This is a genomic window from Streptomyces sp. NPDC008150, from assembly GCF_042956945.1.
In the GTDB taxonomy this organism is placed as follows: Bacteria; Actinomycetota; Actinomycetes; order Streptomycetales; family Streptomycetaceae; genus Streptomyces.
Genome location: NZ_JBIBHJ010000003.1, coordinates 134610 through 160519, shown reverse-complemented (window position 1 = coordinate 160519; position 25910 = coordinate 134610). Strand labels below are relative to the sequence as shown.

The following is a 25910-nucleotide window of genomic DNA, read 5'->3' as shown; positions in this document are numbered from 1 at the left end:
GGGGCAGCTCCGCGGGAGGGTCAGCCCCCGGTCTTGAAGTCGAACACGAGGCGGGCCGCGACCTTGCCGGACAGCAGTTCGTCGATCGACTCGTTCACCTGGTCCAGGCTGCGCTGCTCCCGGATCACGCGGGTCCGGCCCAGCCGGTGCAGCTCGAACACCTCCGCCAGGTCCTCGCGCGTACCGACGATCGAGCCGATGACCCGCTTGCCGCTGAGCACCAGGTCGAAGACCGGCAGCTCCAGTTTGCCGTCGGCGGGCAGCGCCACCAGGACCAGCCGGCCGCCCCGGCGCAGCGCGCCGTACGCGGCGGTGAACGACTCGTTCGACACGGCGAGACCGATGGCGACGTCCGCGCCGCCGAGCTTCTGCATCTCCTCGGCGACGTCCTGCGTACGGGCGTCGATCACGTGGTCGGCGCCCAGTTCGCGCGCGAGGGCCAGCTTCTCGTCGGTGACGTCCACGGCGACCGTCTCGGCACCCACGATGCGGGCGTACTGGAGCGCCAGGTGGCCGAGGCCGCCGATGCCGGAGATCAGCACCCGCTGGCCGGGTCCGGCCTCCGAGACCTTCACCGCCTTGTACGTCGTGACTCCCGCGCAGGTCAGCGGGGCCGCGTCGAGCGGGTCGACGCCGTCGGGGACCTTCACCACGTAGTCGCCGTCCGCGAGCGCGAACTCGGAGAACGACCCGTCGACGGAGTAGCCGCTGTTCTCCTGCTGGAGGCAGAGCGTCTCCCAGCCCCGTACGCACTGGTCGCACCGCCCGCACGCGGACGCCAGCCACGCGATGGCCACGCGGTCGCCGATGCGGACGTGGTCGACGTTCTCGCCCTTGTCCTCCACGATCCCGATGCCCTCGTGGCCCGGCACGAACGGCGGGGACGGCTTCACCGGCCAGTCGCCGTGCGCGGCGTGAACGTCGGTGTGGCAGAGGCCGCTCGCCTCCATCCGGACCAGCACCTGGCGGGTCTCCGGCAACGGGACGTCGCGCTTCTGGACCTGAAGGGGCTCGTTGAAGGCGGTGACGACGGCGGCCCGCATGTGATCATCTCCAGCCGGACGGGGAGGGCGCGCACACGGCCGCGGCACGCCTCGGTTCAGTATCCGCAAAAGGGGCGAACCGCACATGTCGTGCGGCGGGCGGGCGGAGAGAAAAAAAGGGGCGCCGGACGGCCACCGCGAGGGTGGTCGTCCGGCGCCCCTTCCGGGTGCCTCTGTCGCGGCCGCGCTACTCGGCGGAGGCCGGGCGGGCGCCGAGCCAGGCCGGGAACGCGGCGAGGACGCCCTCGAAGACCTCGGCGTCGGTCAGCTCGCGCGGGGTCGGGCCCGCGCCGAAGAACGCCGTGTTGCCCGTCCTGAGCTTGCGCAGGTAGTCGAACGCCTTGTTCTCCGGCTCGCCGAACGCGACGAACGAGAAGAACACCGAGGGGTGCTCGGCCGCGGCCCGCACCAGGGCCTGCGTGGCGGGCGTCTTGGCGTCCGGCGCGCCGTCGGTCTGGAAGACCACCAGGGCGGGACCGGCGTCACCGGACTTCGCGTGGTGGGCGACCACCTCGTCGACGGCCACGTGGTAGCTGGTGCGGCCCATGCGGCCGAGGCCGGCGTTCAGCTCGTCGACGCGGTTCTCGTAGGTGTCGAGCGCCATCTCGCCGGTGCCGTCCAGCTCCGTGGAGAAGAAGACGACGTGGACGGTGGCGTCCGTGTCCAGGTGTGCGGCGAGCGCCAGCGCCTGCTCGCCGAGGGCCTGCGCGGAACCGTCGCGGTAGTACGCGCGCATCGAGGCGGAGCGGTCCAGGACCAGGTAGACCTTGGCCCGGCTGCCGGACAGCCCGGCCTCCTGGAGCGCCGTGCCGGCGGCCCGGTACGCGGCCACGAGGCCGGGCGCACGGGAGGCTACGTCGGCGGCGGAGACGGCGGCGGCGGAGACGGCGGGGGCGGAGACGGCGGGGGCGGAGGCGGAGGGTGTGGCGGCGGGCGTGGGGTCGGCCTCGGGGGCCTCTGCGGCCTCGGTGGGCTCCGCGGCCTCGGGGGCCTCGGGGGCCTCCGCGATCTCCGGGACCTCCGCGACCTCCGCGGTCTCCACGGTCGGTTCGGTGGTCGCGGCTTCCGGCTCGGGTTCGGCGGCCGTGGGTTCGGCCGCCTGAGTCGCGTGCTCGGTGACCGGCTCGGGCTCGGGCTCGGCCGTGTCCGCCTCGGGCCGGGTGACGGGAGCCTCGGGTTCCTCCGCGGCGTCCTCGGGTTCGGCGACCGGGGTCTCCAGTTCGGCGACCAGGGCCTCCTGCTCGGCCTCGGCGGCCGGTGCGGTGGCCTCCGGCCCGCTGACCAGCGTCTCCACGTCGGCGTCGGTGACGGGAGCCTCGGGCTCGGGGTCGGCCTCGACGGCCGCGACCGGTGTGGCTGCGGGTTCGGCGACCTCGGGTTCGGGTTCGGCCGCCTCGGCCGTCTCCTCCTCGGCGGGGACACCGGCGGCAGCGGCGTCCGAGGACTCCGCGTCCGTGACCTCGTCCGCGACCTCGGCGTCCTCGGGTTCGGCGACCGGGGTCTCCAGTTCGGCGACCAGGGCCTCCTGCTCGGCCTCGGCGGCCGGTGCCGTGGCCTCCGGCCCGCTCACCCGTGCCTCGGCCTCGGGGTCGGCGGCGTCGGGGGTCAGCGGCTCGGCGGTGGCGGCGACCGGGGTCTCCGGCTCCGCGGCGGACTCGCGGCCGGAAACCGCCGTCTCCGCCTCGGCCTCCGTCGCGGGCTCCGGTGCGGCCTCCGGAGAGGATTCCTGCGCGGCGGAGACCTCACCGGACTCCACGGACTCCACGGACTCACCGGACTCGGCCGGGCTCACGGGCCCGGTCGTCTCCGTCGACCGTGTCGGCCTCGGGACCGTCACGTTGTCGAACGCCAGCGACACCAGCTCGTGTTCGGAGCCGGACGCGTCGCGCGGCTCCGGGATCGTGGCGGCCGGTGTGGGGACGGGTTCGGCCGAGGGGGACGGCACCGTCGGCTGTTCCGGGGCCCGTTCGGGCTCGTGTGCGGCCTGCGGCTCCGGTGCGGGAGCGGGCTCACGCTCGGCGGCCGCCTCCTGCGAAGGAACCCGCTCGGGTGCCGGAGTCGCACCCTCTGCCTCGGCGCCACGCTCCTTGCGTGACCTGCCGAACGCATTCCGCAGGAGAGTGAGAATGCCCATGTGCGCAACCCTTCGCGTGAGTTGATGCCCGTCAATCCCTGGCCAGGACGGACACGTAAGGTTAGCGGCCCGAATTGGTGATCTTGGGCAGGGGCGACGGCGTCGTCCCACGCCGGGCGGTGTCTACCGGGCGTACAGGGTCAGGTCGACGACCAGTGCCCGGTGGTCGGTTCCGGCCAACCCGAGGAAGCGGGCGTCCCGCGCGGAGAAGTCGCCGGACGCCAGCACGTGGTCGATCTGCGCGCCGAACGCCGGTACCGTCCTGGCCGGCCAACTGGGCGCGCGGTCGTGGCCGGTCAGGCGGGCCGCATCGTGCAGGCCCGTGTCGAGGATGCGCCGGAAGGCGGCGTGGTCCTGGGAGGCGTTGAAGTCGCCGGCCAGCACGGTGGGCGTCCCCGGGTCGGCGGCCGCGAAGTCGTGCAACCGGTCCAGTTCGGTGCGCCACAGGCCGACCTGCCGGGGCAACGGGGGCATGGGGTGCGCCAGTTGGAGCCGTACGTCGGTGCCGTCGACGTCGGCCACCGCGCCCGGCATGCCCATGGTGCCGACGACACCGGGCGCCGCCCGCAGCGGAAACCGGCTGAGGATGAGCGAGCCCGCGGAACCGGAGCCCTCGACGGCCCGCCGGTACGGGTACGTGGCGTCCAGATCCCGGCGCAACGTCGCCTCGCACGTGTACTCGCACTCCTCGACGAACACGACGTCCGGCCGCTCCCGCCGCACCACGCCGACCAGGGCACCGGCCGCTCCGCCGAACTCGACGTTCGACGTCAGGACGCGCACGGAGGCGACCGGGCCGCCCGCGGGCCGGATGATCGGACCGTACGGCTCGATGAACCAGGCGAGCAGCCCGAGCACCGCGAGTCCCCACACCGCTCCGGTCCACCAGCGGGCGACGAGGGTGAGCAGCAGGGCGGCCGCCGTGGGCGCGACCAGCCACGGCAGGAAGGCGAGCACCTGCGGTACGGGCGTGACGGCGTCCGTGTCGGCCGCGCGGCAGCCCAGCACCACGCTCACCGCGGCCAGCAGCAGCCCCGCGCACCGGGCGGCGAAGCGCCGGCCTCCCCGCCGCTTCCGTCCGGCGGTGGCGCTGCCCCGGCCGCGTTCCCGGTCCTCGGTCGTCGCGGTGCTCACGTCCGGGCCCCCGATCGCGTCAAGACGTCCGTATCCTCCGGAACCTCCGGAACCTCCGCATCATCCCCCAAGTTCCTTGCCGGGGAGGGAGGTTGGCCGGACGCGCGTCCGGCCGTACCGGGACGGGGACCGGGTCCGTGAGGGCGACGAGGGGGAGGGCTTCGACGGTGAGGGCGACGACGGCGGCGACTGGGGCCGTGCGGCGGACGGCGCCTGCGTCCGTGCCGGGTCCGCCGGGGGCACGTTCCACGCCCCGTCGCCCCCGCCCCCGCCCCCGCCTCGGCCACCGCCCCCGCTCCCGTCCGCGCCGCCCAGCCGCAGGTTCCTGCTGAGCCACACCCCGAGGGCCACCGTCAGGCCGAGGCCGAGCAGCAGCCAGGACGTGGTGCGCAGGGTCTCGGTGAGGGCGTCGTAGACGGCGCCCGCGGCGGGTTCGGAGACCTCGCGCGGCAGATCGGCGAGGGTGAGGCGGCGGCCCACCACGAGGGCCACGCCCAGCAGCGCGCCGCCGAGTGCCGTGCCGAGGGCGGTCGCGGTGACCGCACGGCGGCGGCTGGCGGCGAGGGCGATCCCGGCGAGGGCGAAGACGACCGCCGCGACGGGCAGCCAGAAGCCGGCGAGTTCGAGCACGTGGAACCCCTTCCGGAGTCCTTTCAGGTCCTGGGCGGCGAGGACGGCGACCTCGGTGTGCTCCACCGGGATACGGCCGGCCATGGGTACGTGGTCCTCGGTGAGCCGGGTCTTGACCTGCGCGGTGACCGGGGCGAGGTCGACGGTGACGGCGCCCTCGCTGTCGTCGTTCAGCGCGCGCAGCACCGCGTCGTGGGCGGCCCGGTTGCCGCTGTCCCAGGCGGTGCGGAAGGCGGCGGTGCGGGTGAACGAACGCACGGCGTGGTGCACGAAGGGGTCGACGCGGCCGTGGATGCCCCACCGGCCCCGGAGCCCGCCGGTGTCGAGCTCCCGCATGATCCCGGCGCCGACGGTGTCGGCGACCGCGTCCCGCACGGCCGGATCCTCCGCCAGTGGCGCCATCGTGGTCACGTAGCGGCCGGTGTCGGCCAGACCGTACGCGGCCCAGGCCGCGAGCACGCCGAAGGGCGCGAGGAAGCAGGACAGGGCGATCAGTACGGCCGATACGGCGCTCCGGATGCGGGACACCCCTCCAGGACAGGCCGTGGGGCCGGTGCGCGCGAGTGGTCCGCCCGCATTCGGGTTGCCCGGCGGTCCCGTCCGGCGGTTCCGCGCCGTTCACCCCGTGCGTCGGTGTCACTCCGGAGGGTGAATGCCTTGGGGCGTACGGGCGGGGGGTTCTCCGGTAGTGAGCAGGGCTGAACGGGTGTTTCCTGGTTCCGGGGAAAAGGAGGCGATCATGCGCACCACTCCGGCCCTGCGGACGCTGGCCGTGACCCTGTTCGCAGGCGGCACCTTCGCCGTCGTGGCGACGGGCACCACGGCCTTCGCAGCCCCGCCGACGTACGCCGACGGACATGGCGGCGACGGCGGCGGCAGCGGTCCGACCTGGGGCACCGTCATCTCCGCGACCCCCCTCAACGTGAGGGTGGCGCCCACCACCGGCTCTTCCGTCGTCGACCGGCTCTCGCCGGGCAGCCAGGACCGCCTGGAATGCGCGGTCCGCGGCCAGAGCGTGGACGGCAACCCGTACTGGTACTGGCTGACCGGCGCCCAGGGATGGGCGAGCGCGTCGGCGATCGACACCGGCGGCCGGGCCGTGTCCCTCTGCTCGGACCCGTGTCCGGTGTGGAAGGACGACTCCTGGCACCCGTCCAACGGCGACAAGAACCCGTGGGACCGGGACAGGAGCGCCGAGTGGAACATCTCCGGCTCCTGGAACTTCAGCATCTCCGGGTCGTCCAGCTCGGGTCTCTACAGCTGGGTCCCCGACAACTGACCCGGCAACTGACCCGGCCGTGAACCGAGTTAGCGGTCGAGTCCGTGACCCGAGTCCGTGACCCGAGTCCGTGACCCGGGTCCGTGATCCGGGTCCGGGGGCCGGCCGGTCGACGTGGCCGGCCGGCCCCCGGACCCCGACGGGCGCCGCGTGGCGCCGGGTCGAGTCGTCGAATCGTCGAGTTGCCGTCGGACCGGCGCAGGTGTGCGCTGGTAGACGGGAGACACGCACGGGGGCGCCCGACCAGGGCGAGTGAGGAAGAGGAGTGTTCCCATGGCTCAAGCAGCACCCGCCCCCGGCGGAATGTCACGGGGCGCCGGGCACCGGCCCGCCGGTCCGTCGTCGGACCCGTCCGACGTCTTCAGCGACCGGGCGCACAGGATCGCGAAACTCGCGGTGCCGCTCGTGCTCGGTCTGGTCTACGGCTACTGGGCCGCGTCCAACCGGCGGGCCGGCGGTGAGATCACGGGCTGGAACATCCTGTTCGGCTTCGTCACCGCGATCGTCTTCATGGTGGTGCTCGCGGCCACGATGCAGCTCGCGGCGCGGCTGACGGGCGGGCTGCACGCGGTGCTCTGGTTCGTGTTCACCGGAGTGGCCTTCGGCTTCGTCTACAGCCAGAGCGGCAACAGCATCCTGCGGTCGGTGTTCGCGTCGCTGGGCATCGGCGCCCTGGTCTTCGCGGGGCTGCTGTACCACTACTCCACGCAGCGGGGCGTGCGCCGCCGGTACGGCATGACCCGCACGGCCGTGCCGCACGACGCACCCGGGCCGGTCCGGGGGACCGCCACCACCGTCGGGCACGACACGCGCGCCACGCGCACCTGAGCGCCGGCGGCACATCCGAGGCGTCACGTGGGCCCCGCTCCCTTCCAGGGAGCGGGGCCCACGGCGTCGTGCGGGGCTACCCGCGCGCGGTGCGGTCGGCGTCGCCCGCGCGCCGCGTGAGCGTGTGGGCGGCGCCGCCCGCGCCGTGGCCGGCGGCATGGGCGGGGCACGCGTTGGACGCGGCGATCAGGGCCGCCACGGCGACGATCGCTGCGCCCAGACCCCGCACGTACCGCAGGGACCTGCGTCCGCGGAGTACGGAAAGGCGGCGTCCTGGCACGAAAACCAACCTCGCAACAACAAGCGACGGATTAAACATGCTTAACGTGACCCCAACCTAGGGGTCCGCGCGGCCGGACGGGAAGGGGATCCGGGGAGAGGAAGGGCACGTTCTTGTGACGGGAGGTGCGGACGATACGGATGGTGTTGCCACGAACCCGCGCCGGCCGGCCGTGGCCCATCTGACGGTGTGTCAGTGAAAGTGCTGCGCAACTGGCCTTACTGGCATGATGAAACGCATGGCGAAGCGGGACGACCCCGAGACCATCGGGCGCAGGGTGCAGCAACTGCGGCACGAACGGGGTCTCACGCAGCGGCAGTTGGCGGAGCCGGTGTACACGCCCGCCTATGTCTCGACCCTGGAGGCCGGGCGGGTGCGCCCCTCCGACGAGGCGCTGCGGCACCTGGCCGAGCGGCTCGGCGTCACGTTCGACGAGCTCGCCACCGGACGCCCGGCCCGCCTCGCCACCGATCTGCGGATGCGGCTGACCGAGGCGCAGCGCACCCTCGCGGTCGGCGACGCGCCCGCGGCGGCCGAGCAGTACGCCGCGCTGCTCGCCGAGGCGGAGACGCACGGCTTCGCCGAGGAGCAGGCCACGGCCCTGCTCGGACTCGGCGAGTGCGCCCTCGACACGGGTGAACTGGAGGCGGGGCGCGGCTACTTCGAGCGTGTGGAGCGGCTGCTCGCCGACGCCCCGCTGCCCGCCCGGGTGCCCGCCCTGCGCGGCAGGGCCGTCGCGCACTACCTCGCCGGTGAACTCCGGTACGCCGTCTACCTGCTGGAGACGACCCTCGACGAACTGAACCGGGGCGGGCTGCACGACCCGGACGCGCTGCTCCTGCTGTACGCCAGCGTCATAGGGCCGTACATGGACATGGGCGCCCACGCGCGGGCGGCCCAGGCTGCCGAACTCGCCCTGGCACTCGCCCCGCAGGCGGGCGATCCGGCACTGGTCGCGCGCATGCACCGCTCGGTGGCCCGGACCCTCCTCGCCGAGGGCCGCACCGCCGAGGCCGACGCCTCGCTCGTGAAGGCGGCGGAGCTGTACCGGAGCCTCCAGTTGCGCACCGAGCTCGCCAACTGCCACTGGATGCGCGGGTACGTGTACGCGCAGAACAGCCAACTCGACCGCGCGGAGGACGAGTTGCGGGAGGCGCAGGCCATGCTGTCCGCGACCCGCGCCGCCCTCTACAGCAGCCAGGTCGCGGTGGAACTGGCCGACGTTCTGCACCGGCGCGGCAAGTCCGAGGAGGCGGCGGACCTGCTGCGCGGCGTGCTCGGCGACCTGTCGTCGGAGCGCGGGGCCATGCACGCGGCGGGCGCGCACCGGCTGCTCGGCATCATCGCGGAGGACGCCCGGGACACCGAGGCCGCCGAGGAGCACTACGTCCGCGCGCTCAGCCTGCTGGAGCGCGCGGGCGCCGCCGGCGACCTGGCCGACCTGTGCCGGCTGCTCGGGGACCTGCTGCGCCGTACGGGCCGTCTCGACGCGGCGATGGACGCGTACCGCACCGGCCTGGGCCACCGCACGGCCCCCGGCACGACGACCCTGGGGCCGGCCCCGGCGCAGCCGCCGCTCTGAGGCCGGGGGCGCCGGGACGGGTCCGGCGGCCGGTCCGGCGGCCCGTGCGCGGTTTCCCGGGCGGCACGAGGGGTAACCGGCAGCCCCAGCGGGACGGACGGGCCCCGCCGGCGCGCACCGCGCACGCGCCCCACGCGCGCGCGTCGGCGCCGTGCGGCCGGGCGCCGGAGCGTGCGTCCCGGGAAGTCGAGGTCGCCGGACGACGGGCCGCTCCCGGTGGAGGCGGCGGTGATCGTTCCGGTGCCGCCAGGAGGCCATGCCCGTGCAATCCGGTAACGGCGACCACGCCGCCCCCCACGACCGGCCGGTTCCGCACCGTGGCCGTCCCCCCGCCACCGGCGAGCGCGTCGGCGTCCCGGGCGTCACCGGCGGCCGGGCTGTCCCGCGGGCCGCCGGACACGCGCCCGTCACCGAGCACGCCCGCGTCGCCGACCTACTCGCCGAGGAGACCCGCGGCGTGCCTCCCGACGAACTCCCGGCCCGGCTGTGCGCCGTCGCGGTCGACCTGCTGCCGGTGACCGGCGCGAGCGTGTCCCTGCTGTACGGCAGCGGCCTGCCCGTGCGGCTCGGCGCGAGCGACCCGGCGGCGGCCCGGCTGGCGGAGTTGCAGGCCACCCTCGGCGACGGTCCCGGCCCCCGGGCGGGGACCACCGGCGCCCCGGTGTTCGCGTCGGACCTGGACGGCTCGCGCTGGCCGGTGCTCGCGCGGCAGGCGGCCGAGGCCGGTGTGCGGGCGGTGTACTCGATCCCGCTCGGCCCCGACACGGCCTGCCTGGGCAGTCTCGACCTGTACGGCGACACCCCCGGCGCCCTCGACGCGGGCCACATGCCCACCGCGCTGCTGCTGGCCGGCGCGCTGACGGCGGCGGTGCTGGCGCTGGCGCGCGGGGAGTACGCGGGCGGCGGGGAGGGGCCGCGGCAGGCCGGCACCCCGGAGGAGAAGGGCGCCGCCTGGCTCGACGGCCTGGTGGCCGACCACGACACGGTGTTCCAGGCGGTCGGCATGATCATGGTGCAGAGCGGCGCCGGACCGGACGAGGCGCTGTCCCGGCTGCGGACGCACGCCGTGGACCGGGGAAGCACCGCGTTCGACGTGGCCCGCGAGGTGCTCGCCCACCGCGTCCGCTTCGATCCCCCGAGGTGAGCGGGGGCGCCGGGCGGCCCGGGCCGCCCGGCGCCCCGGCCCGGACGGCCGCGCGGGCCGCCGGACGGGCCCTAGTTGGCGTCCGGCGCGGCGCGTACCGTCCAGCGCTGCTCCACCTTCGCGACCTTCCAGTACGTCAGCGCCAGCGCCCACACCACGACGAAGAGGCCGACGATGACGTAGCCGACGTTGTCGAGGTCCAGGCCGGCGATCCAGTTCGTGACGTCGTCGCGCAGGTCGAGCTTGTCGTGCAGGACGCCCACGAGTTCGATCGTGCCGATGAAGAACGCGACCGCGATGGACAGCCCGGTGATCGTGAGGTTGTAGAAGACCTTGCGCACCGGGTTGGAGAACGCCCACTGGTACGCGAAGTTCATGAACGTGCCGTCCAGGGTGTCGAACAGGCTCATCCCGGCGGCGAACAGCAGCGGCAGGCACAGGATCGCGTACCAGGGCAGCCCGGCCGCGGCGCCCGAGCCTGCCATCACCATCAGCGTGACCTCCGTGGCGGTGTCGAAGCCGAGGCCGAAGAGGAAGCCGAGCGGGTACATCTGGCCGGGCCGGGTGATCGACTTGGTGAGGCGGCCCAGGACGCGGTTCATGAACCCGCGTGAGTCCAGGTGCTGTTCGAGCTTCCGCTCGTCGAACTGGCCCGCCCGCATGGAGCGGAACACCTTCAGGATGCCGAACAGGGCGACCAGGTTGAGGGCGGCGATCAGGTAGAGGAACCCGCCGGAGACGGTGGTGCCGACGACGCCCAGCGTCTGGTGGGCGCGCGAGCCGTCGCTCATCAGGGTGTTCGCGAGCTGCGCGCCGCCGGCCACCAGGGCGGCCATCACGACGACGACGCTGGAGTGCCCGAGCGCGAACCAGAAGCCCACGGACACCGGGCGCTTGCCGTCGGCCATCAGCTTGCGGGTGGTGTTGTCGATGGCGGCTATGTGGTCCGCGTCGAAGGCGTGCCGCATGCCGAGCGTGTACGCGGTGACGCCGAGGCCGATGCCGAACGCCTTGGTGCCGACCTCGTAGTGGTGCGGCTCGACGAGCAGGAACAGGATCCCGAAGGCGACGACGTGCAGGGCGACGATCACCGCCAGCAGTCCCGCGGTCTTGACGGTGTCCTCGCGGCGCCAGCGGAAGGACGCCGGGACGGCGGCCTTCACGGCGGTCGTGGACGTGCGTTCGGGCAGGGTCATGCGGTCACGCTCCAGCACCTCGTGGATCACTTCGTGAGATGCCGTGGCCGGTCTCCTGGCTTACGGGTCGAACGTCCGTGTCCCCGGCCTTCCCGGCCGCCTCACGGCGGTCAGTGGCCCGGCTCGCGCCGATGGGACGCGGACTTCCCGATCACAGTGGCGAGGGCCGCTCCGGCATGAATCCCCTGTTGAGGGACCGTCACCGGCTTCCCGAGCACCACGGCCCGCCCACCCTAGGTGCCGTCCGGGTCTCCTGCAAAGCTGCGTACTTGCGCAGGTATGGAAGATCACAGAGCGGGTGCTGCGAACATGGCCCCATGCATCTCGTCCCCGCGGACCGAGCGGACCGCCGCGTCATCGACGGCCACCGGGTGTGCGACGCCATCGCCGCGATCGGCGATCCGGGCCACGTACGCACCTGGGCCGACCGTTTCTCCCTGCTCGCCGACCCCAAGCGGCTCGCGCTGCTGCTCGCGCTGCAACGCACCGGGCCGCTCGCCGTGTCCGACCTCGCGGTCGCGACCGGCATGAACGACCCCGCCGTCTCCCAGGCACTGCGGCTGCTGCGCGCGGCCGGCGTCGTGGAGGGCGAGAAGGAGGGGCGGGTGGTGCGCTACCGGCTGGTCGACCTGGAGATGGGGTCGCTGCTCAAGCAGTGCGTGGCGGACGGCCCGCAGCACTCCTGACGCCCGGCTCCCGGCGTGCGCGCCGAACGCGAACGCCCCGTCCGTCCCCCGCGGTTGCGGGTGGACGGACGGGGCGTTCGTGCGTGCCTACTGCTCGGCGCTCACGCGCCTGCCGCCGTGGATCAGGAGCGGGCGGAGGAGCGACGGCGACGCGAGCCGATGAGGAGCGCACCGCCACCGGCGACCAGGACGGCCGCACCGATGGTGATCGGCATGGCGTTGCTGCCGCCACCGGTCTCGGCGAGGTCGCCACCGGTGGTGTCGCCGCCGGTGGAGGAACCGGCCGCGGCGGTGGTGGACGAGGAGGCGGCCGGGGCCGGGGCCGCGGACGTCTCGTCGGAGGCGGGGGCCGTGGTGGTGTCGTCCGACGGCGACGCCGACTCGCTGGTCTCGCCGCCCGCGGGGGTCGACGGCGCCGACTCGGTGGGCGTGCCGGTGGGCGTGTCGCTCGGGCTGGGCGACTCGGACTGCGTGGCGGTGCAGTCCTTGGTGCCGCCGTTCCAGGCCGCGATCAGCTTGTCGCCGATGACCGCGTGGTCCGGGCCGGCCGGCAGGTCGCCGTGCGTGAAGCCGTCGTTGGCGTTCAGGTCGCCGTCGTACTTCACCGCGCCCTTGTACAGGTCGACCTGGGCGTAGCAGCCGACGTCGGGGATGGCCACGTCGAGCGTGTCGGTCTTGCCGCGCTTGACGGTGACGCTGTCGAAGTCGTGGAAGACCTGCTGGCCCGAGGTGGAGAAGTAGGCGCCGTGGGTCAGGTACGAGGCGATGGAGACGGTGCAGGTGGAGGCGCCGTCGGCGGTGCGCACCGTGATGTGGGCCTTGCCGTCCGTGCCGGGCTTCAGGTTCTGGTCGTCGACCTTGACCGAGCTGTAGAAGCTCGTCCCGTCGAGCGAGAACTCGCAGCCCTCGACCTCGGTGACGGTGCCGGCGCCCTTGCCGGGCTTGTAGTGGCCGCCGTCGGCCTTCCAGCCGCTGCCGCCGGGGCAGTCACTGGCCCAGGCGCCGGTCGCGGAGGCGGCGCAGATGGCGACGGCGGCGGCACCGGTCCCGAGCAGGCGGGCAGCGGTGACACGTCTCGCTATGGACATGCGGTTCCCCTCATGGCGTGTACATGCATGATCCGGGGCCGGCAACAAGCGGCCACGCGAGGGGCCGGGCCTGACCGGGGATGATGATGCGAAGGTTTGGGACTCACCGCGCTCAGTGGTCACGTGAGCATCAGTGGACCCTCCCATCGTGGATCTCATCGGATCATCATGTCAACCTGCGGGAAACAAAGGCGCTTTCACGGCCCATCACGTTTTCGCCGCGAAAGGAACGCGCGCCTCCGTATGCCGTGGTTTCACCTTCCCGGCATTATGGACAGATTCGCCGATGGGACCTCCCGCCTTCCCCGCCCCGTTGCCTCCCGTCCGCCTTCGAACGAAGGGCAGACCGCGTGACCGTCGACCACTCGCCCGTTCCCCCGCCCGACAACTCCTCCCAGGATCCCGACTGGTGGCGCCAGGCCGTCATCTACCAGGTCTATCCGCGCAGCTTCGCCGACGCGGACGGCGACGGGCTCGGTGACCTCCGCGGCGTCGCCCAGCGGCTGGGACATCTCGCCGAACTGGGTGTGGACGCGCTGTGGCTGAGCCCGTTCTACCCGTCCGAACTCGCCGACGGCGGCTACGACGTCGCCGACTACCGCGACGTCGACCCCCGCCTCGGCACGCTCGACGACTTCGCCACCATGACCGCCGAGGCCCACCGCCTGGGCCTCAAGGTGATCGTGGACCTGGTCCCCAACCACACCTCGCGGCAGCACCCGTGGTTCCAGGAGGCGCTGCGCTCGGCGCCCGGGTCGGCCGCCCGCGAGCGGTACGTGTTCCGCGACGGCCGCGGCGCGCACGGCGAACTCCCGCCCACCGACTGGCAGTCCGTCTTCGGCGGCAGCGCCTGGCGGCGGGTGGCCGACGGGCAGTGGTACCTCCACCTGTTCACGCCCGAGCAGCCCGACCTCAACTGGGACGACGAGGAGGTCCGCGCCGACTTCCGCACCACGCTCCGGTTCTGGTGCGACCGGGGCGTCGACGGCTTCCGCGTCGACGTCGCGCACGCGCTGGCCAAGGACCTCGCCGAGCCGCTGCGCGACCTCGGGGCGCCCGAACTGAGCGGCGAGGTGGCGCTGTCCACGATGGCGCCGGGCAGCCACCCCTTCTTCGACCGCGAGGAGGTGCACGAGATCTACCGCGACTGGCGCAAGATCCTCGACGCCTACACCCCGCCCCGGATGGCGGTCGCCGAGGCGTGGGTGCCCGGCGAGCGGCGCGCGCTCTACGCCCGCCCCGACGAGCTCGGCCAGGCCTTCAACTTCGAGTACCTGGAGGCCGGCTGGGACGCGGCGCAGCTCCGGGAGGTCATCACCGGCCAGCTGGAGACGGCCCGCGGCGCGGGCGCCTCGGCGACCTGGGTGCTGTCCAACCACGACGTCGTACGGCACACCTCGCGGCTGATGCTGCCGCCGGGCACCGACTCCAACGCCTGGCTGCTGACGGGCGGCAACGCGCCCGCCGTCGACGAGGCGGCCGGCCTGCGCCGGGCCCGCGCGGCGACGCTGCTGATGCTGGCACTGCCCGGTTCGTCGTACGTCTACCAGGGCGAGGAGCTGGGGCTGCCCGAGGTGGCCGACCTGCCCACCGAGGTGCTCCAGGACCCGATCTGGGAGCAGACGGGCCATGTCCGCAAGGGCCGCGACGGCTGCCGGGTGCCCCTGCCGTGGACGGCCGGCGGCCCCTCGTACGGCTTCGGGGCGGCCGGCTCCTGGCTGCCGCAGCCGTCGTACTTCGCGCGGTACTCCGTCGAGGCGCAGCGGGGCGTCGCGGGGTCCACGCTGGAGCTGTACCGCGCCGCGCTGCGGCTGCGCCGCGGCTTCGGCGCGGACGAGTCGCTCACCTGGGTCGGTGAAACCCCCGACGGCGTACTGGACTTCGTGCGCGCCGACGGCTGGCGCTGCGTCGCGAACCTGTCCGGCGCGGACGTCCCGCTGCCGCCCGGCGCGGTGCTGCTGAGCAGTGCCGGCCCGGCGGACCGGGCGGCGACGGAGGGCGTCCTCGAACCGGACACGACGGTGTGGCTGGACCAACGCGGTTAGCGGACCGCCCGGTTCACTTCACGGTGGGCGTCGGGGTCGTGCCCGGCCGCGCGGAACCGGCGCCGGACGCGGCCCCCTTCCCGGTGGCCGGCGGGGTCAGCACGACCTGGGGGGCGCCGGGGTCGGGCGGCGGCGGGGTCAGGTCGTTGGCCGGGAGCTTGGGCTTGGTGGTCTCCTTGATCAGCACCTGGTCGAAGTCGACCAGCCCGGTCCGCTCCATCACCGTGATGTGGTCGAGGACCGTGGTGTTGGCCTGGTTGGCGAGCTGCCGGACCAGGCTGTTGCGGGTCGTCGCGCGGATCGTGGACACCGTCTGGAAGATCTGGCCGTGCGTGACCCGCAGGATGTTGGCGAAGTCGGTGTCGAACTGCTTGCCGCTGTCGCCGCTCAGCGTGGCGATGAACCCCTGCTGCTGCGGGCTCGGCTGGTTGGGCAGGGTGATGCCGAGTTCGGGGGCGATCGTCCTGGCGGTCGCGTCCAGGGCGGCGTGCCCCGAGACCAGGTGCTGCCCCGCGGTGACGACCGCCTTCGTCGTGCCCTTCTCCACCGCCATCCTGCCCACCGGGTACTCCCACAGCCCGGCCGCCCGCACCTTCACCACGAAGTCGCGGTCGGCCTCCGTGAGCGGTCCCGCGGCCGTCTGCGCGACGACCCGGGAGGGGGCGCTGGAGACGGTGTTCAGGCCGAGCATGGCCGGATAGGCGAGCGCGGCGAGCGTCAGGGACAGCGCACCTCCGACGAAAAGGGTTCCCGTCGCGTTCCGCGAAAAGCCCACCGTGCCTCCTGCCCGTTCGAGGACACCGCGCGTGGCGGCCCGTACGCGCAGGAGTACGGACGCGGGGGCGCGGCGAATCTCTCGGTTTGGCAAAAAGTGCGCCCCGGCCGGGCGGTGGGCCCGCGTTGCCGCGCGGTCGCGCCGTCCGTTCCGGTCGGGCATGCCCGGAGTCGGGTGAATCGCCCGTGTCGTGGCCGGTGTTTCCCTAGAATCGGGCGACTTCGGCGGATACCGGCACGGTTCCGTCCGTGCGCACCGCTCGCGGACCCCGGCCCCGCCCGCTCGCGGACCGGAAAGAGAAGCACGTGAACCCGAACAGTCCCGAACCCCCGCCCGGCGGACCGACATCGAGCACGCCGCCCCGGTGGCGGACGACCGGCGTGGCGGTGGGTCTCGTGCCGCTGGTCGCCGTGGCCGGCGTGTGGAGCGTGCCGATCGCCCTGCTGCTGCTCGTCGCCGCCCTCGCCGCGGTGTGGTCGCTGCCGCCGTGGCGCCGCTCGGCGCGGTTCGGCGCGAGCCTGGCGGCGCTGGTGCTGCTGCCGGCCGGCGCGGTGCTGGGCGGACGGCTCGTCGTCCTGCCGGACGCGGGACCGGCCGGCGACGCGAAGCCGGAGGGGGCCCCGGCGGCGAGCGCGGCCCCGGCGCCCGACTACGTGTGGCGCCCCCTCGACTCGGCGGAGTCGGCCGCGACGGTCGCCGGGTTCGACACCGCCCACCACGACGCGTCCGACCGGGACCGGGTCATCGTGGCGCCGGAGGACTGGACGGTGTGCTTCCAGACCCCGGGCCGCACCGGCACGGACGCCCGGCCGGGCCTCGACTTCGCGGCGGTGCGCCACGACGAGGAGTGCCCGCGGCGCGACGGCCTGCCGGTCCCGGGGAGCCCGCCCCGCGCGGGGCAGCAGGCGTCGGGGGCCACGATGCCGGACCTGACGGGCGGCACCTGGTCCGCCGCGGTGACCACGCTGACGGGCCTCGGCATCGCCCGCGACGCGGTCACGGCGGCACCGCGGTACGCCAACGACCCGGTCCCGGCGGCCGAGTTCGACACCTGGCGGGTGTGCGGCCAGTCCCCGGCACGCGGCGCGGCCGTCGCCGCCCCGGCCGCGGTGAAGCTCACCCTCGCCGCCCCGGCGGCCGGCTGCGGCGCCCGGGGCGACCGCCTCCCGGACAGGGACGGCGACGGCCGCCCGGACTACCAGGAGGGAACCTTGGGCGACGACGGGGAGTGAGGGCGGGGACGGGGGCCGGGGCCGGGGGCCGGGCCGGAGTGCGGGGCACCCGCGCGCGGCAAGTTCTCCCGCTGGCTCAGTCGCTGACGCTCACGGTTGTTCGGGCGGGAAAGAAAAAAGCGAATACGCGCGCCACGCACAATGCTGAGGGGTATTCGTAGCCGCTCGCTCGCCGGATTGGTTGGCCCAAAAAGTTCACTCGATGGGCTGAGTGACCAATCCAAAACCCCGGCCGGCGCCGAATTCAGGGCGTGGCAGAAGAAGCGAGCACGACGAGGCGGCGGCAGCCGGGGCGAGGTGCCGTGTGGGCGCGGCGTGCGTTCGGGGCGCTGACCGGGCTGCTCGCGGGGTACACCGCCCTCGCCGTGGCCGAGTTGGTGGCCGCGTTCGGGCGGGTGGAGTCCGGTCCCGTGATCGCCGTCGGGTCGGCCGCCATCGACCGGACGCCCCCGCCCGTGAAGGACTGGGCGATCCGCCATTTCGGCACCAACGACAAACTCGTGCTCCAGCTCGGAATTCTCGCCGCACTCGTCGTTCTCGCCCTCGCGCTCGGCCTGTTCGCCCTTTCCCACCGCCGCGCCGGTTCCGCCGGTGTGCTCCTCTTCGGCGTGGTGGGCGCCGGGGCCGCGCTGAGCCGGCCCGACTCGGTGGGCGTCTCCGACGCGATGCCGTCCGTGGTGGGGGCCGTCGCGGGCGCCGCGGTGATGTACGTGCTGGCGGGGCGGCTGCGGGTCGCGCCCAGCGCCGCCGCCCCCGCCGCGGAGGCCGGGGAGGACGGGCGCCCCCGCTGGGACCGCCGCGGCTTCCTCGTCGTCGCCGGCGCGACCGCCGTGGCGACCACCGGGGTCGGCGTGCTCGGGCGGTCGCTCGGCGGCAACCTCGGACAGGACGCGGTCGCCTCGCGCGACGCGGTCCGGCTCCCCGCGCCCGCCTCGCCCGCGCGCAAGGTGCCCACGGGCGCCCGGCTGCGCATCCCCGGCATCAGCCCCTTCACCACGCCGAACGGCCACTTCTACCGCGTCGACACCGCGCTGGTGGTGCCGAAGGTGGACGCCCGCTCGTGGCGGCTGCGCATCCACGGCAAGGGGGTGAAACGGCCCCTCAGCCTCTCCTTCGACGACCTCCTGCGGCGCGAACTGATCGAGCGGGACGTCACGTTGACGTGCGTCTCCAACGAGGTCGGCGGCCCCTACGTGGGCAACGCCCGCTGGACGGGCGTCCGGCTCGCCACGCTGCTGGAGGAGTGCGGGGTGCGCCCGCCGTCGAAGGGCGGCCCCGCCGATCAGCTCGTCTCGCGCTCGGTGGACGGCATGACGATCGGCACCCCCGTCGAGGACGTGATGGACGGCCGCGACGCCCTGCTCGCCGTCGGCATGAACGGGCAGCCGCTGCCGTTCGTCCACGGCTTCCCGGTCCGCATGGTGGTGCCCGGCCTCTACGGCTACGTCTCCGCCTGCAAGTGGCTCAAGGACATCGAGCTGACGACGTTCGACTCCTACGACCCGTACTGGGTCAAGCGCGGCTGGGCGCGCCGGGCGCCTATCAAGACGGAGTCGCGCATCGACACCCCGAAGCCGTTCGCCCGCCCCAAGTCCGGCACGGTCACGGTCGCCGGGGTCGCCTGGGCCCAGCACCGCGGGGTCCGCAAGGTCGAGGTGCGGGTCGACGACGGCGCCTGGCACGAGGCCGACCTCGCCGCGCAGGACACCGTCGACACCTGGCGCCAGTGGTTCTACCGCTGGGACGCCACCCCCGGCGGCCACACCCTCACCGTCCGCGCCACCGACGGCACCGGCCGCGTCCAGACCGACCGGCGCACCCGGACCATTCCCGACGGCGCCTCCGGCCGGCACTCGGTGGTGGTCACCGTGGACTGACCGGCCACCCGACCGACCAGCCAACTTCCTTGTACCGCAGAGCAGTTCGATCGCGCCCCGCAACGACGCGGTGCGCCTTCCCCACAGGAGAACACCATGATCACTCGCAACCGCCGCCACCTCGCCGTCGGCGTCTGTGCCGCCGCCCTGCTGCCCCTCGCGCTCACCGCGTGCTCCTCGGACAGCAAGGACTCCGCCTCCGCCGCGAAGACCACGGCCTCCGCCGAGGCCGGACAGGGCGCGAGCGCCAGCGCGAGCGCCAGCGCGATGACGGACAAGCCGTTCGGCCCGGCGTGTTCGTCCGTGCCGAAGTCCGGCGCGGGTTCCTTCGACGGCATGGCGCAGGACCCGGTCGCCACCGCGGCCTCCAACAACCCGGCGCTGTCCACGCTGGTGACGGCCGTGAAGAAGGCCGGCCTGGTGGACACCCTCAACAACGCGCAGAACATCACGGTGTTCGCGCCCACCAACGACGCCTTCGCCAAGATCCCGAAGGCGACGCTGGACAAGCTCCTCGCCGACAAGGCCGAGCTGACGAAGGTCCTCACGTACCACGTCGTGGGCCAGAAGCTGACCCCGCAGCAGCTCCAGAAGGGTTCGTTCACGACCCTGGAGAAGTCGAAGCTCACCACCATGGGCTCCGGTGAGTCGTACACGGTCAACGACACCGCGAAGGTCGTCTGCGGCAACGTGAAGACGTCCAACGCCAACGTCTACATCATCGACACCGTCCTGATGCCGAAGAGCTGACCGGGTAGCGGAGCAGGGGACACAGCAACACAGCAACACAGCACAGGGGAACAGCGGAGACGGGGGCGGCCCGAGCGGGGGCCGCCCCCGTCGGCATGCCCGCCCGCACCCCTCCCGTACGTCGCCGAACGCGTCCTGGGAATCCCGGCCGAGATCACCCCGCCGTTGGGCCAATCCGGTGAGGCCCCGGCTCCGGATCACACACGAGGGCCCTGAGCGGACCCGACCGGCATCCGGCCGGAAACCGAGCGGGGAGGACGCGAACGGCATGGGGCACACGCACGACACGTCACGCACACGCCGTACGGCCGTCGTCGGCGGCGGCATCTCGGGACTGACCGCCGCCTACGTGCTGAGCGGGGCGCACCACGTGACGCTGTACGAGGCCGACGACCGGCTCGGCGGGCACGCGCACACCCACGAACTGCCGTCCGCCGACGGCCGGATGCTGCGCGTCGACTCCGGGTTCATCGTGCACAACCGGCGCACGTACCCGAACCTGCTGCGACTCTTCGAGGAGACCGGAGTCAGCACCCAGGAGTCCGAGATGAGCATGTCCGTGCGCTGCGAGGGCTGCGGCCTGGAGTACGCGGGTGCCCGCGGCCCCTCGGGCGTGTTCGCCCGGCCCGCCGAGGTGCTGCGCCCCCGCTACCTGCGGATGCTCGCCGAGGTCCCCCGCTTCCACCGCGCCGCCCGCCGCCTCCTCGCGCGGATCGACGCGGGCGCGGGCGCGGCAGCGGAGGCGGACCCGGGGGACGGCACCGGCTCCGGGCACCCGGCCACCCTGGGCGACTTCCTGGCCCGCGAGCGCTTCTCCCCGTACTTCGTGCGGCACTTCGTCACCCCGCTGGTCTCGGCGGTCTGGTCCTGCGACGCGGCGACCGCCCAGCGCTACCCGGCCGCCTACCTGTTCCGGTTCCTCGACCACCACGGGATGCTCTCGGTCGGCGGCTCCCCGACGTGGCGCACCGTCAGCGGCGGCTCCGGCGACTACGTCGCGCGGGTCGCCAAGCGCCTCCGGACCGTCCACTCGGCCAGCCCCGTGCGCGCGGTGCGGCGGCACGCCGACGGCGCCGACGTCACCACCGAGGACGGCGTCACGCGCGCGTACGACGCGGTCGTGATCGCCACCCACCCCGACCAGGCGCTGCGGCTGCTGGCCGACGCGACGCCGGCCGAGCGCGCGGCCCTCGGCGCGTTCCGCTACTCCCGCAACACCACGCTGCTGCACACCGACACCCGGCTGCTGCCCCGCGCCCGCGGTGCCCGTGCCTCGTGGAACTACCTGCTGCCCGCCTGCGACGCGGGCGCCGACCGGGTCCGGGTCAGCTACGACATGAACCGCCTCCAGCGGCTGAGCGCGCCGGAGACGTACGTGGTCACCCTGGGCGGCGAGGACCGCGTCGACCCGGACCGGGTGCTGGCCCGCATGGTGTACGAACACCCCGTCTACACGCCCGAGTCGGTGGCCGCCCAGCGGCTGCTGCCCGCGCTGAACACCCCGGTCACCGCCTTCGCGGGCGCCTACCACGGCTGGGGGTTCCACGAGGACGGCTGCCGTTCGGGCGCCGAGGCGGCGGCCGCGCTGGGGGTGACCTGGTGAACCGCCGTACGGCGCACGTGACGCCACGCGCCGCCCCGGCGGCGTCCGGCCCGCGTGCCGTGCCCGCCGCGCCCGCGCTCTACGAGTGCGTGATCACCCACGTGCGCACCGCGCCCGTCCGGTACGACCTGCGCCACCGCACGTACATGTGGCTCGTCGACCCCGACCGGCCGCCCCGGCTGCCGCTCCCGCTGCGTCCGCTGGCCGGCTTCCGGGCCCGTGACCACTTCGGCGGCGGCGCCCCGACCCTGCGCGCGGGCCTCGACGCGTACCTGGCGTCGCGCGGCGTCGACCTCGCGGGCGGCCCGGTGGTCATGCTGACGCACGCCCGCGTCCTCGGGCACGTCTTCAACCCGCTGACCCTGTACTGGTGTCACACCCCCGACGGCACGCAGCGCTGCGTGGTCGCGGAGGTGCACAACACCTACGGCGAACGCCACTGCTACCTGCTGGAGCCGGAGGCGACGGCAGGGCCCGCACCCGGCGGCGCGGCGGTACCGGCACCAGGCGGCGCGGCGGTACCGGCACCAGGCGGCGCGGCGGCGGGCCGGACCGGGGAGGACTCCTACCGGACCGCCAAGGAGTTCTACGTCTCGCCGTTCTTCCCCGTCGACGGCGACTACCGCATGCGGCTGCCCCCGCCGGGCGAACGCCTCGGCGTGACGGTGCGGCTGGAACGCGAGGGCGGCAGCCCGTTCACCGCGACCCTGCGCGGCCGGCGCCGCCCGCCGACTCCGGCCGCGCTGCTGCGGTCGGCCGCCCGGCACCCGTGGTCCACCCTCGTCGTCTCCGCCGCGATCCGGTTCCACGGCGTCCGCCTCTGGCGCCGGGGCCTGCCGGTCGTGCCCCGGCCTCCCCACCGTCCCCAGGAAGGAACGCGATGACCAGCCCCGCGCTCACCGTCCCGGGCCGGCGTGCCCTCGCCGACCCGGCCCGATGGCCCGACGTGGCAGTACTGCCCCCGGCCTCCCGCGCCCGCACCGCGGTGGCCCGCACCCTCGTACGGCATGCCCTGGCCGAACTCCCGCTGTACGTCAGGCTTCCCGGCGGAGGGCGGCTCGGGCGCGGCGGTCCGGTGCTCGACCTGCTCGACCCGGGTGCCTTCTTCCGGCGGATCGGCGCCGGCGGCCTGATCGGCTTCGGCGAGTCGTACATGGCCGGCGAGTGGGAGGCGCCCGACCCGGTGGCGGTCCTGACGGTGCTCGCGCGCCGCGCCGCCGACCTGGTGCCCCGCCCCCTGCAACGGCTGCGCGGGCTCTGGGCGTTGCGGCAGCCCGACGTGCGGCGCAACACCCCCGCCGGGTCGCGCGACAACATCCGGCACCACTACGACCTGTCGAACGACCTGTTCCGGCTGTTCCTCGACGAGACGATGACGTACTCGGCCGGTGTCTTCCGCGGCTTCCCCGCCGAGTGGGACCTGCTCGCCGCCGCCCAGCACCGCAAGATCGACCGCCTGCTCGACCTGGCCGAGGTCGGCGGGGGCACGCGGGTCCTGGAGATCGGCACCGGCTGGGGCGAACTGGCGATCAGGGCGGCCGCGCGCGGCGCCCGCGTCACCTCGATCACCCTCTCCGCCGAGCAGCGCGACCTCGCCCGGGAGCGCGTGCGCGCCGCCGGGTTCGCCGACCGGGTCTCCGTGGAGCTGTGCGACTACCGCGAGGTGACGGGCACGTACGACGCCGTGCTGAGCGTCGAGATGATCGAGGCGGTCGGTGCCGAGTACTGGCCCGTCTACTTCGCCACCCTGGACCGGCGCCTCGCGCCCGGCGGCCGGGCCGCGCTCCAGGCGATCACCATGCCGCACGACCGGATGCTCGCCTCGCGCTCGACGTTCACCTGGATCCAGAAGTACATCTTCCCCGGCGGTCTGCTGCCCTCGACCGAGGCGGTCGAGGAGGCCGTGCGCACCCACACGTCCCTGCGCACCGTGCGCCGCGACGGCTTCGGCGCGCACTACGCGGAGACGCTGCGGCTGTGGCGCGAGCGGTTCACCGCCCGCGCCGACGAGGTCGAGGCCCTCGGCTTCGACGCGACCTTCCGCCGCATGTGGACCCTCTACCTGGCGTACTCCGAGGCGGGCTTCCGCTCCGGCTACCTGGACGTCCAGCAGTACCTGTTCGCGAAGGAGCCCGTCGGCGGACCCGGCGAGGAGCCCGCCGGGGAGCTTGCCGCGGGCCTCGCCGGGGAGTTCCCCGCGCAGTTCGCCGCTGCGGCCGCCGAGAAGAAGGAGAACGAGGCCCGATGACCACGACCGCCCCCACCCGGAACGGCCCCTCCGCCACCGGCACCGCCGCCCGGCTCGCCGCCCTCGTCGAGGGGGCGCTCGGCGTCCCGCTCCCCGTGCGGCTGCGCGCCTGGGACGGCAGCGAGGCCGGCCCCCCGGACGCCCCCGTGGTCGTGGTCCGCTCCCGGCGCGCCCTGCGCCGCCTGCTGTGGCAGCCGGGCGAACTGGGCCTGGCGCAGGCGTACGTGACGGGTGAACTCGACGTCGAGGGCGACCTCGGCGAGGGCCTGCGCACCATGTGGCGCACGACCCGGGCCAACCGCCCCGCCCTGCCCGGCGGTTCGGCGGGCGGACGGCTGCGCCTCGCGGGCTCCGCGCTCTCCCTGGGAGCCGTCGGCCCGCGTCCGGCACCGCCCGCGTCGCAGGCGCGGATGCGCGGCAGGCTGCACAGCAGGGCCCGCGACCGCGCGGCGATCAGCCACCACTACGACCTCTCCAACGACTTCTACCGGCTGCTCCTCGACGAGACGATGGCGTACTCGTGCGGCTACTGGACGGACACCGCCGAGGGCGCGGGCACCCCGGACGGCGTGTTCGGCGCCGCCGACGCCCAGCGCGCCAAGCTGGAGCTGATCTGCCGCAAGCTGGACCTGACCCCCGGCGCCCGGCTGCTGGACGTGGGCTGCGGCTGGGGCTCGCTGACCCTGTACGCCGCCGAGCACCGCGGGGCGCACGTCACCGCCGTCACCCTCGCCGCCGAACAGGCCGCGCACGTACGGGAACAGGTCGCCGCGCGGGGCCTGGGCGACCGCGTGGAGGTGCTGCGCGCCGACTACCGCGACCTCGCGGACGACGGCCGGGGCACGTACGACGCAGTGGCCACCGTCGAGATGGGGGAGCACGTCGGGGACGCGGAGTACCCGGCGTTCGCCGCGCTGCTGCGCGACCGGGTCCGGCCGCTGGGCCGGGTCCTCGTCCAGCAGATGTCCCGCGGCGCGAACGCGCCCGGCGGTGGCGCGTTCATCGAGGCGTACATCGCGCCCGACATGCACATGCGTCCCGTCGGCGAGACCCTCGGCATGCTGGAGGGCGCCGGTCTTGAGGTGCGGTCGGTGGAGTCCCTGCGCGAGCACTACGTGCGCACGGTCGCCGCCTGGCACCGCACGCTGGAGGACCGCTGGGACGAGTTCGTGCGGCTGGTCGGCGAGGAGACCGCGCGGGTGTGGCGGCTGTACCTGGTCGGGGGCGGCCTGGCCTTCGAGGAAGGGCGCATGGGCGTCGACCAGATCCTCTCCGTGCGCCCCGCCGCGGACGGCCGGGCCGGCCTGCCGCCCACCCCCGGCCCCTGGTACGCGGCGCCGCACGTGCCGCCGGCCGGGGCACCGGGGCCGCGCCGCGGGCCGGAGTCCTCGTCGTGAGCGACTACCCGTGGGGCGCCCTCGCCCTGAACCTGGCCCCGGCGGCGGGCGCGGCCCTCGCGGTGCTGCTGGTGACGTTCGCGCTGGCTCTGCGGGGCGGCAGGCACCGGATCGTCGACGTGGCGTGGGGCGTCGGGTTCACGGCGGTCGCCGCGGTGACCTTCGCGGTCTCCGGGGCGGCCGGCGAGGGGGACACCGCCCGCCGCGTACTGGTCCTCGCGCTCACCGCCGTGTGGGGGCTGCGGCTCGCGGTGCACATCGGGCTCCGGAGCCGCGGCCACGGCGAGGACCCGCGCTACGAGGCGATGCTCGCGAAGGCACCGGGCAGCCGCGCCTGGTACGCACTGCGGATGATCTACCTGCTCCAGGGCGCCCTGGTCTGGCTGGTGTCGCTGCCGGTGCAGGTCGCCTCGTACGCGCCGGGCGCGCTGTCCGGCTGGGCCGTCGCCGGGGCGGTGCTGTGGGCGGTCGGGCTGTTCTTCGAGGCGGTGGGCGACCGGCAGCTCGCCCGGTTCAAGGCCGACCCCGCGAACCGGGGAAAGGTGATGGACCGCGGCCTGTGGCGGCTGACCCGGCACCCCAACTACTTCGGCGACTTCTGTGTCTGGTGGGGCCTGTTCCTCGTCGCCTGCGAGGCCGGACCGGGACCCGCCGCGGTCGCGCTCGTGGCCCCGCTGGTGATGAGTTTCCTGCTCATCCGCGGCAGCGGAAAGGCGCTCCTCGAACGGCACATGGCCGACCGCCCCGGCTACGCCGAGTACGTGGCGCGCACCAGCGGCTTCTTCCCGCTCCCGCCGCGCGGCGGACGGTCGCGGCACGGCAAGGGCGCCTGAACGTCCTTGTCCGCAGCGCGTGTTGGCGCAGTCCCCGCGGGCTCCCTCACCCCGCGGGAACTGCGCCGAGCCGGATCCGGGGTGGGGGGTTCGCCGACGTTTCACGTGAAACGTCGGCGCACGTGC

At 74.3% G+C, this 25910-nt stretch carries 21 protein-coding genes, 1 pseudogene and 1 riboswitch; of the genes and pseudogenes, 14 read left to right on the top strand and 8 right to left on the bottom strand.

Going from position 1 to position 25910, the window contains the following annotated elements; genetic code table 11:
* Positions 1-20: 20 nt before the first annotated feature.
* The 4 genes and pseudogenes from adhP to ACFZA0_RS10005 form a co-directional block, all read right to left on the bottom strand.
* Entirely contained in the window at positions 21-1043 is a 1023-nt protein-coding gene (gene adhP / locus ACFZA0_RS10020) for an alcohol dehydrogenase AdhP (RefSeq protein ID WP_391013832.1), read from the bottom strand.
* Positions 1044-1230: 187 nt separating this feature from the next.
* Complete coding sequence (locus ACFZA0_RS10015) at positions 1231-3177, bottom strand: VWA domain-containing protein (protein WP_391013830.1); 1947 nt, start codon at positions 3175-3177, stop codon at positions 1231-1233.
* Between the two features lie 123 nt (positions 3178-3300).
* Positions 3301-4311, bottom strand: coding sequence for an endonuclease/exonuclease/phosphatase family protein (locus ACFZA0_RS10010; protein ID WP_391013828.1), 1011 nt, complete (start codon positions 4309-4311; stop codon positions 3301-3303).
* 315 nt (positions 4312-4626) lie between these two features.
* A pseudogene (locus ACFZA0_RS10005) lies at positions 4627-5469 on the bottom strand (hypothetical protein); the annotation flags it as partial.
* Between the two features lie 211 nt (positions 5470-5680).
* On the opposite strand from ACFZA0_RS10005, the gene ACFZA0_RS10000 reads away from it, so the two are divergent.
* Together ACFZA0_RS10000 and ACFZA0_RS09995 are read left to right on the top strand one after the other, a co-directional pair.
* Entirely contained in the window at positions 5681-6220 is a 540-nt protein-coding gene (locus tag ACFZA0_RS10000) for an SH3 domain-containing protein (protein WP_391013826.1), read from the top strand.
* 273 nt (positions 6221-6493) lie between these two features.
* Positions 6494-7048, top strand: coding sequence for a hypothetical protein (locus tag ACFZA0_RS09995; protein WP_391013824.1), 555 nt, complete (start codon positions 6494-6496; stop codon positions 7046-7048).
* Between the two features lie 76 nt (positions 7049-7124).
* On the opposite strand, the gene ACFZA0_RS09990 is transcribed toward ACFZA0_RS09995, so the two are convergent.
* Positions 7125-7328 carry a hypothetical protein gene (locus tag ACFZA0_RS09990; RefSeq protein ID WP_391013823.1) on the bottom strand — a complete coding sequence of 68 codons (204 nt, stop codon included), beginning with the start codon at positions 7326-7328 and terminating at the stop codon, positions 7125-7127.
* A gap of 238 nt (positions 7329-7566) precedes the next feature.
* On the opposite strand from ACFZA0_RS09990, the gene ACFZA0_RS09985 reads away from it, so the two are divergent.
* Together ACFZA0_RS09985 and ACFZA0_RS09980 are read left to right on the top strand one after the other, a co-directional pair.
* Positions 7567-8910 (top strand): helix-turn-helix domain-containing protein, encoded by a 1344-nt coding sequence (locus ACFZA0_RS09985; RefSeq protein WP_391013821.1) that lies wholly within the window; start codon positions 7567-7569, stop codon positions 8908-8910.
* A gap of 256 nt (positions 8911-9166) precedes the next feature.
* The gene (locus ACFZA0_RS09980; protein ID WP_391013819.1) at positions 9167-10054 is read left to right on the top strand and encodes an ANTAR domain-containing protein; all 888 of its coding nucleotides are present in this window, start codon (positions 9167-9169) and stop codon (positions 10052-10054) included.
* Positions 10055-10125: 71 nt separating this feature from the next.
* On the opposite strand, the gene ACFZA0_RS09975 is transcribed toward ACFZA0_RS09980, so the two are convergent.
* Complete coding sequence (locus ACFZA0_RS09975) at positions 10126-11250, bottom strand: HoxN/HupN/NixA family nickel/cobalt transporter (RefSeq protein ID WP_391013817.1); 1125 nt, start codon at positions 11248-11250, stop codon at positions 10126-10128.
* A 27-nt stretch (positions 11251-11277) separates the two neighbouring features.
* A riboswitch (cobalamin riboswitch) is annotated at positions 11278-11487 on the bottom strand.
* Positions 11488-11567: 80 nt separating this feature from the next.
* Between ACFZA0_RS09975 and ACFZA0_RS09970 the strand changes: the two genes are divergently transcribed.
* Positions 11568-11936, top strand: coding sequence for a metalloregulator ArsR/SmtB family transcription factor (locus tag ACFZA0_RS09970; protein ID WP_391013815.1), 369 nt, complete (start codon positions 11568-11570; stop codon positions 11934-11936).
* Positions 11937-12058: 122 nt separating this feature from the next.
* Here the strand turns inward: ACFZA0_RS09970 and ACFZA0_RS09965 are convergent, their stop codons facing one another.
* Entirely contained in the window at positions 12059-13024 is a 966-nt protein-coding gene (locus ACFZA0_RS09965) for an LPXTG cell wall anchor domain-containing protein (protein ID WP_391013813.1), read from the bottom strand.
* Between the two features lie 350 nt (positions 13025-13374).
* On the opposite strand from ACFZA0_RS09965, the gene ACFZA0_RS09960 reads away from it, so the two are divergent.
* Entirely contained in the window at positions 13375-15069 is a 1695-nt protein-coding gene (locus ACFZA0_RS09960; RefSeq protein ID WP_391013811.1) for an alpha-amylase family glycosyl hydrolase, read from the top strand.
* Between the two features lie 13 nt (positions 15070-15082).
* Here ACFZA0_RS09960 and ACFZA0_RS09955 read toward each other — a convergent pair whose 3' ends face one another.
* Positions 15083-15844 (bottom strand): DUF4142 domain-containing protein, encoded by a 762-nt coding sequence (locus ACFZA0_RS09955; RefSeq protein WP_391013809.1) that lies wholly within the window; start codon positions 15842-15844, stop codon positions 15083-15085.
* A 305-nt stretch (positions 15845-16149) separates the two neighbouring features.
* On the opposite strand from ACFZA0_RS09955, the gene ACFZA0_RS09950 reads away from it, so the two are divergent.
* The 8 genes from ACFZA0_RS09950 to ACFZA0_RS09915 all read left to right on the top strand — a co-directional run bounded on the left by ACFZA0_RS09950 (position 16150) and on the right by ACFZA0_RS09915 (position 25784).
* Positions 16150-17076, top strand: a complete 927-nt coding sequence (locus ACFZA0_RS09950; protein WP_391013807.1) for a PASTA domain-containing protein — start codon at positions 16150-16152, stop codon at positions 17074-17076.
* 251 nt (positions 17077-17327) lie between these two features.
* Complete coding sequence (locus ACFZA0_RS09945; protein WP_391013805.1) at positions 17328-18953, top strand: molybdopterin-dependent oxidoreductase; 1626 nt, start codon at positions 17328-17330, stop codon at positions 18951-18953.
* Positions 18954-19049: 96 nt separating this feature from the next.
* Positions 19050-19703, top strand: a complete 654-nt coding sequence (locus ACFZA0_RS09940) for a fasciclin domain-containing protein (protein WP_391013803.1) — start codon at positions 19050-19052, stop codon at positions 19701-19703.
* A gap of 268 nt (positions 19704-19971) precedes the next feature.
* Positions 19972-21306 carry an FAD-dependent oxidoreductase gene (locus tag ACFZA0_RS09935; RefSeq protein WP_391013801.1) on the top strand — a complete coding sequence of 445 codons (1335 nt, stop codon included), beginning with the start codon at positions 19972-19974 and terminating at the stop codon, positions 21304-21306.
* A gap of 59 nt (positions 21307-21365) precedes the next feature.
* On the top strand, positions 21366-22190 hold the full coding sequence (locus tag ACFZA0_RS09930) for a DUF1365 family protein (RefSeq protein WP_391014419.1): 825 nt from the start codon (positions 21366-21368) through the stop codon (positions 22188-22190).
* Positions 22187-23554 carry a class I SAM-dependent methyltransferase gene (locus ACFZA0_RS09925; protein WP_391013799.1) on the top strand — a complete coding sequence of 456 codons (1368 nt, stop codon included), beginning with the start codon at positions 22187-22189 and terminating at the stop codon, positions 23552-23554. Before ACFZA0_RS09930 ends, ACFZA0_RS09925 begins: the two co-directional genes overlap by 4 nt.
* Positions 23551-24951: a class I SAM-dependent methyltransferase gene (locus ACFZA0_RS09920; RefSeq protein WP_391013797.1), complete on the top strand. Its 1401-nt coding sequence runs from the start codon at positions 23551-23553 to the stop codon at positions 24949-24951. Before ACFZA0_RS09925 ends, ACFZA0_RS09920 begins: the two co-directional genes overlap by 4 nt.
* Entirely contained in the window at positions 24948-25784 is an 837-nt protein-coding gene (locus tag ACFZA0_RS09915; protein ID WP_391013795.1) for a DUF1295 domain-containing protein, read from the top strand. The genes ACFZA0_RS09920 and ACFZA0_RS09915 overlap by 4 nt, the downstream gene beginning before the upstream one ends.
* Positions 25785-25910: the final 126 nt, after the last annotated feature.

Bases quoted from the DNA above. Each gene is read 5' to 3' on its own strand.
- adhP (WP_391013832.1), bottom strand. From the start codon at position 1,043: ATGCGGGCCGCCGTCGTCACCGCCTTCAACGAGCCCCTTCAGGTCCAG.
- ACFZA0_RS10015 (WP_391013830.1), bottom strand. From the start codon at position 3,177: ATGGGCATTCTCACTCTCCTGCGGAATGCGTTCGGCAGGTCACGCAAG.
- ACFZA0_RS10000 (WP_391013826.1), top strand. From the start codon at position 5,681: ATGCGCACCACTCCGGCCCTGCGGACGCTGGCCGTGACCCTGTTCGCA.
- ACFZA0_RS09995 (WP_391013824.1), top strand. From the start codon at position 6,494: ATGGCTCAAGCAGCACCCGCCCCCGGCGGAATGTCACGGGGCGCCGGG.
- ACFZA0_RS09985 (WP_391013821.1), top strand. From the start codon at position 7,567: ATGGCGAAGCGGGACGACCCCGAGACCATCGGGCGCAGGGTGCAGCAA.
- ACFZA0_RS09980 (WP_391013819.1), top strand. From the start codon at position 9,167: ATGCCCGTGCAATCCGGTAACGGCGACCACGCCGCCCCCCACGACCGG.
- ACFZA0_RS09975 (WP_391013817.1), bottom strand. From the start codon at position 11,250: ATGACCCTGCCCGAACGCACGTCCACGACCGCCGTGAAGGCCGCCGTC.
- ACFZA0_RS09970 (WP_391013815.1), top strand. From the start codon at position 11,568: ATGCATCTCGTCCCCGCGGACCGAGCGGACCGCCGCGTCATCGACGGC.
- ACFZA0_RS09965 (WP_391013813.1), bottom strand. From the start codon at position 13,024: ATGTCCATAGCGAGACGTGTCACCGCTGCCCGCCTGCTCGGGACCGGT.
- ACFZA0_RS09940 (WP_391013803.1), top strand. From the start codon at position 19,050: ATGATCACTCGCAACCGCCGCCACCTCGCCGTCGGCGTCTGTGCCGCC.
- ACFZA0_RS09935 (WP_391013801.1), top strand. From the start codon at position 19,972: ATGGGGCACACGCACGACACGTCACGCACACGCCGTACGGCCGTCGTC.
- ACFZA0_RS09925 (WP_391013799.1), top strand. From the start codon at position 22,187: ATGACCAGCCCCGCGCTCACCGTCCCGGGCCGGCGTGCCCTCGCCGAC.
- ACFZA0_RS09920 (WP_391013797.1), top strand. From the start codon at position 23,551: ATGACCACGACCGCCCCCACCCGGAACGGCCCCTCCGCCACCGGCACC.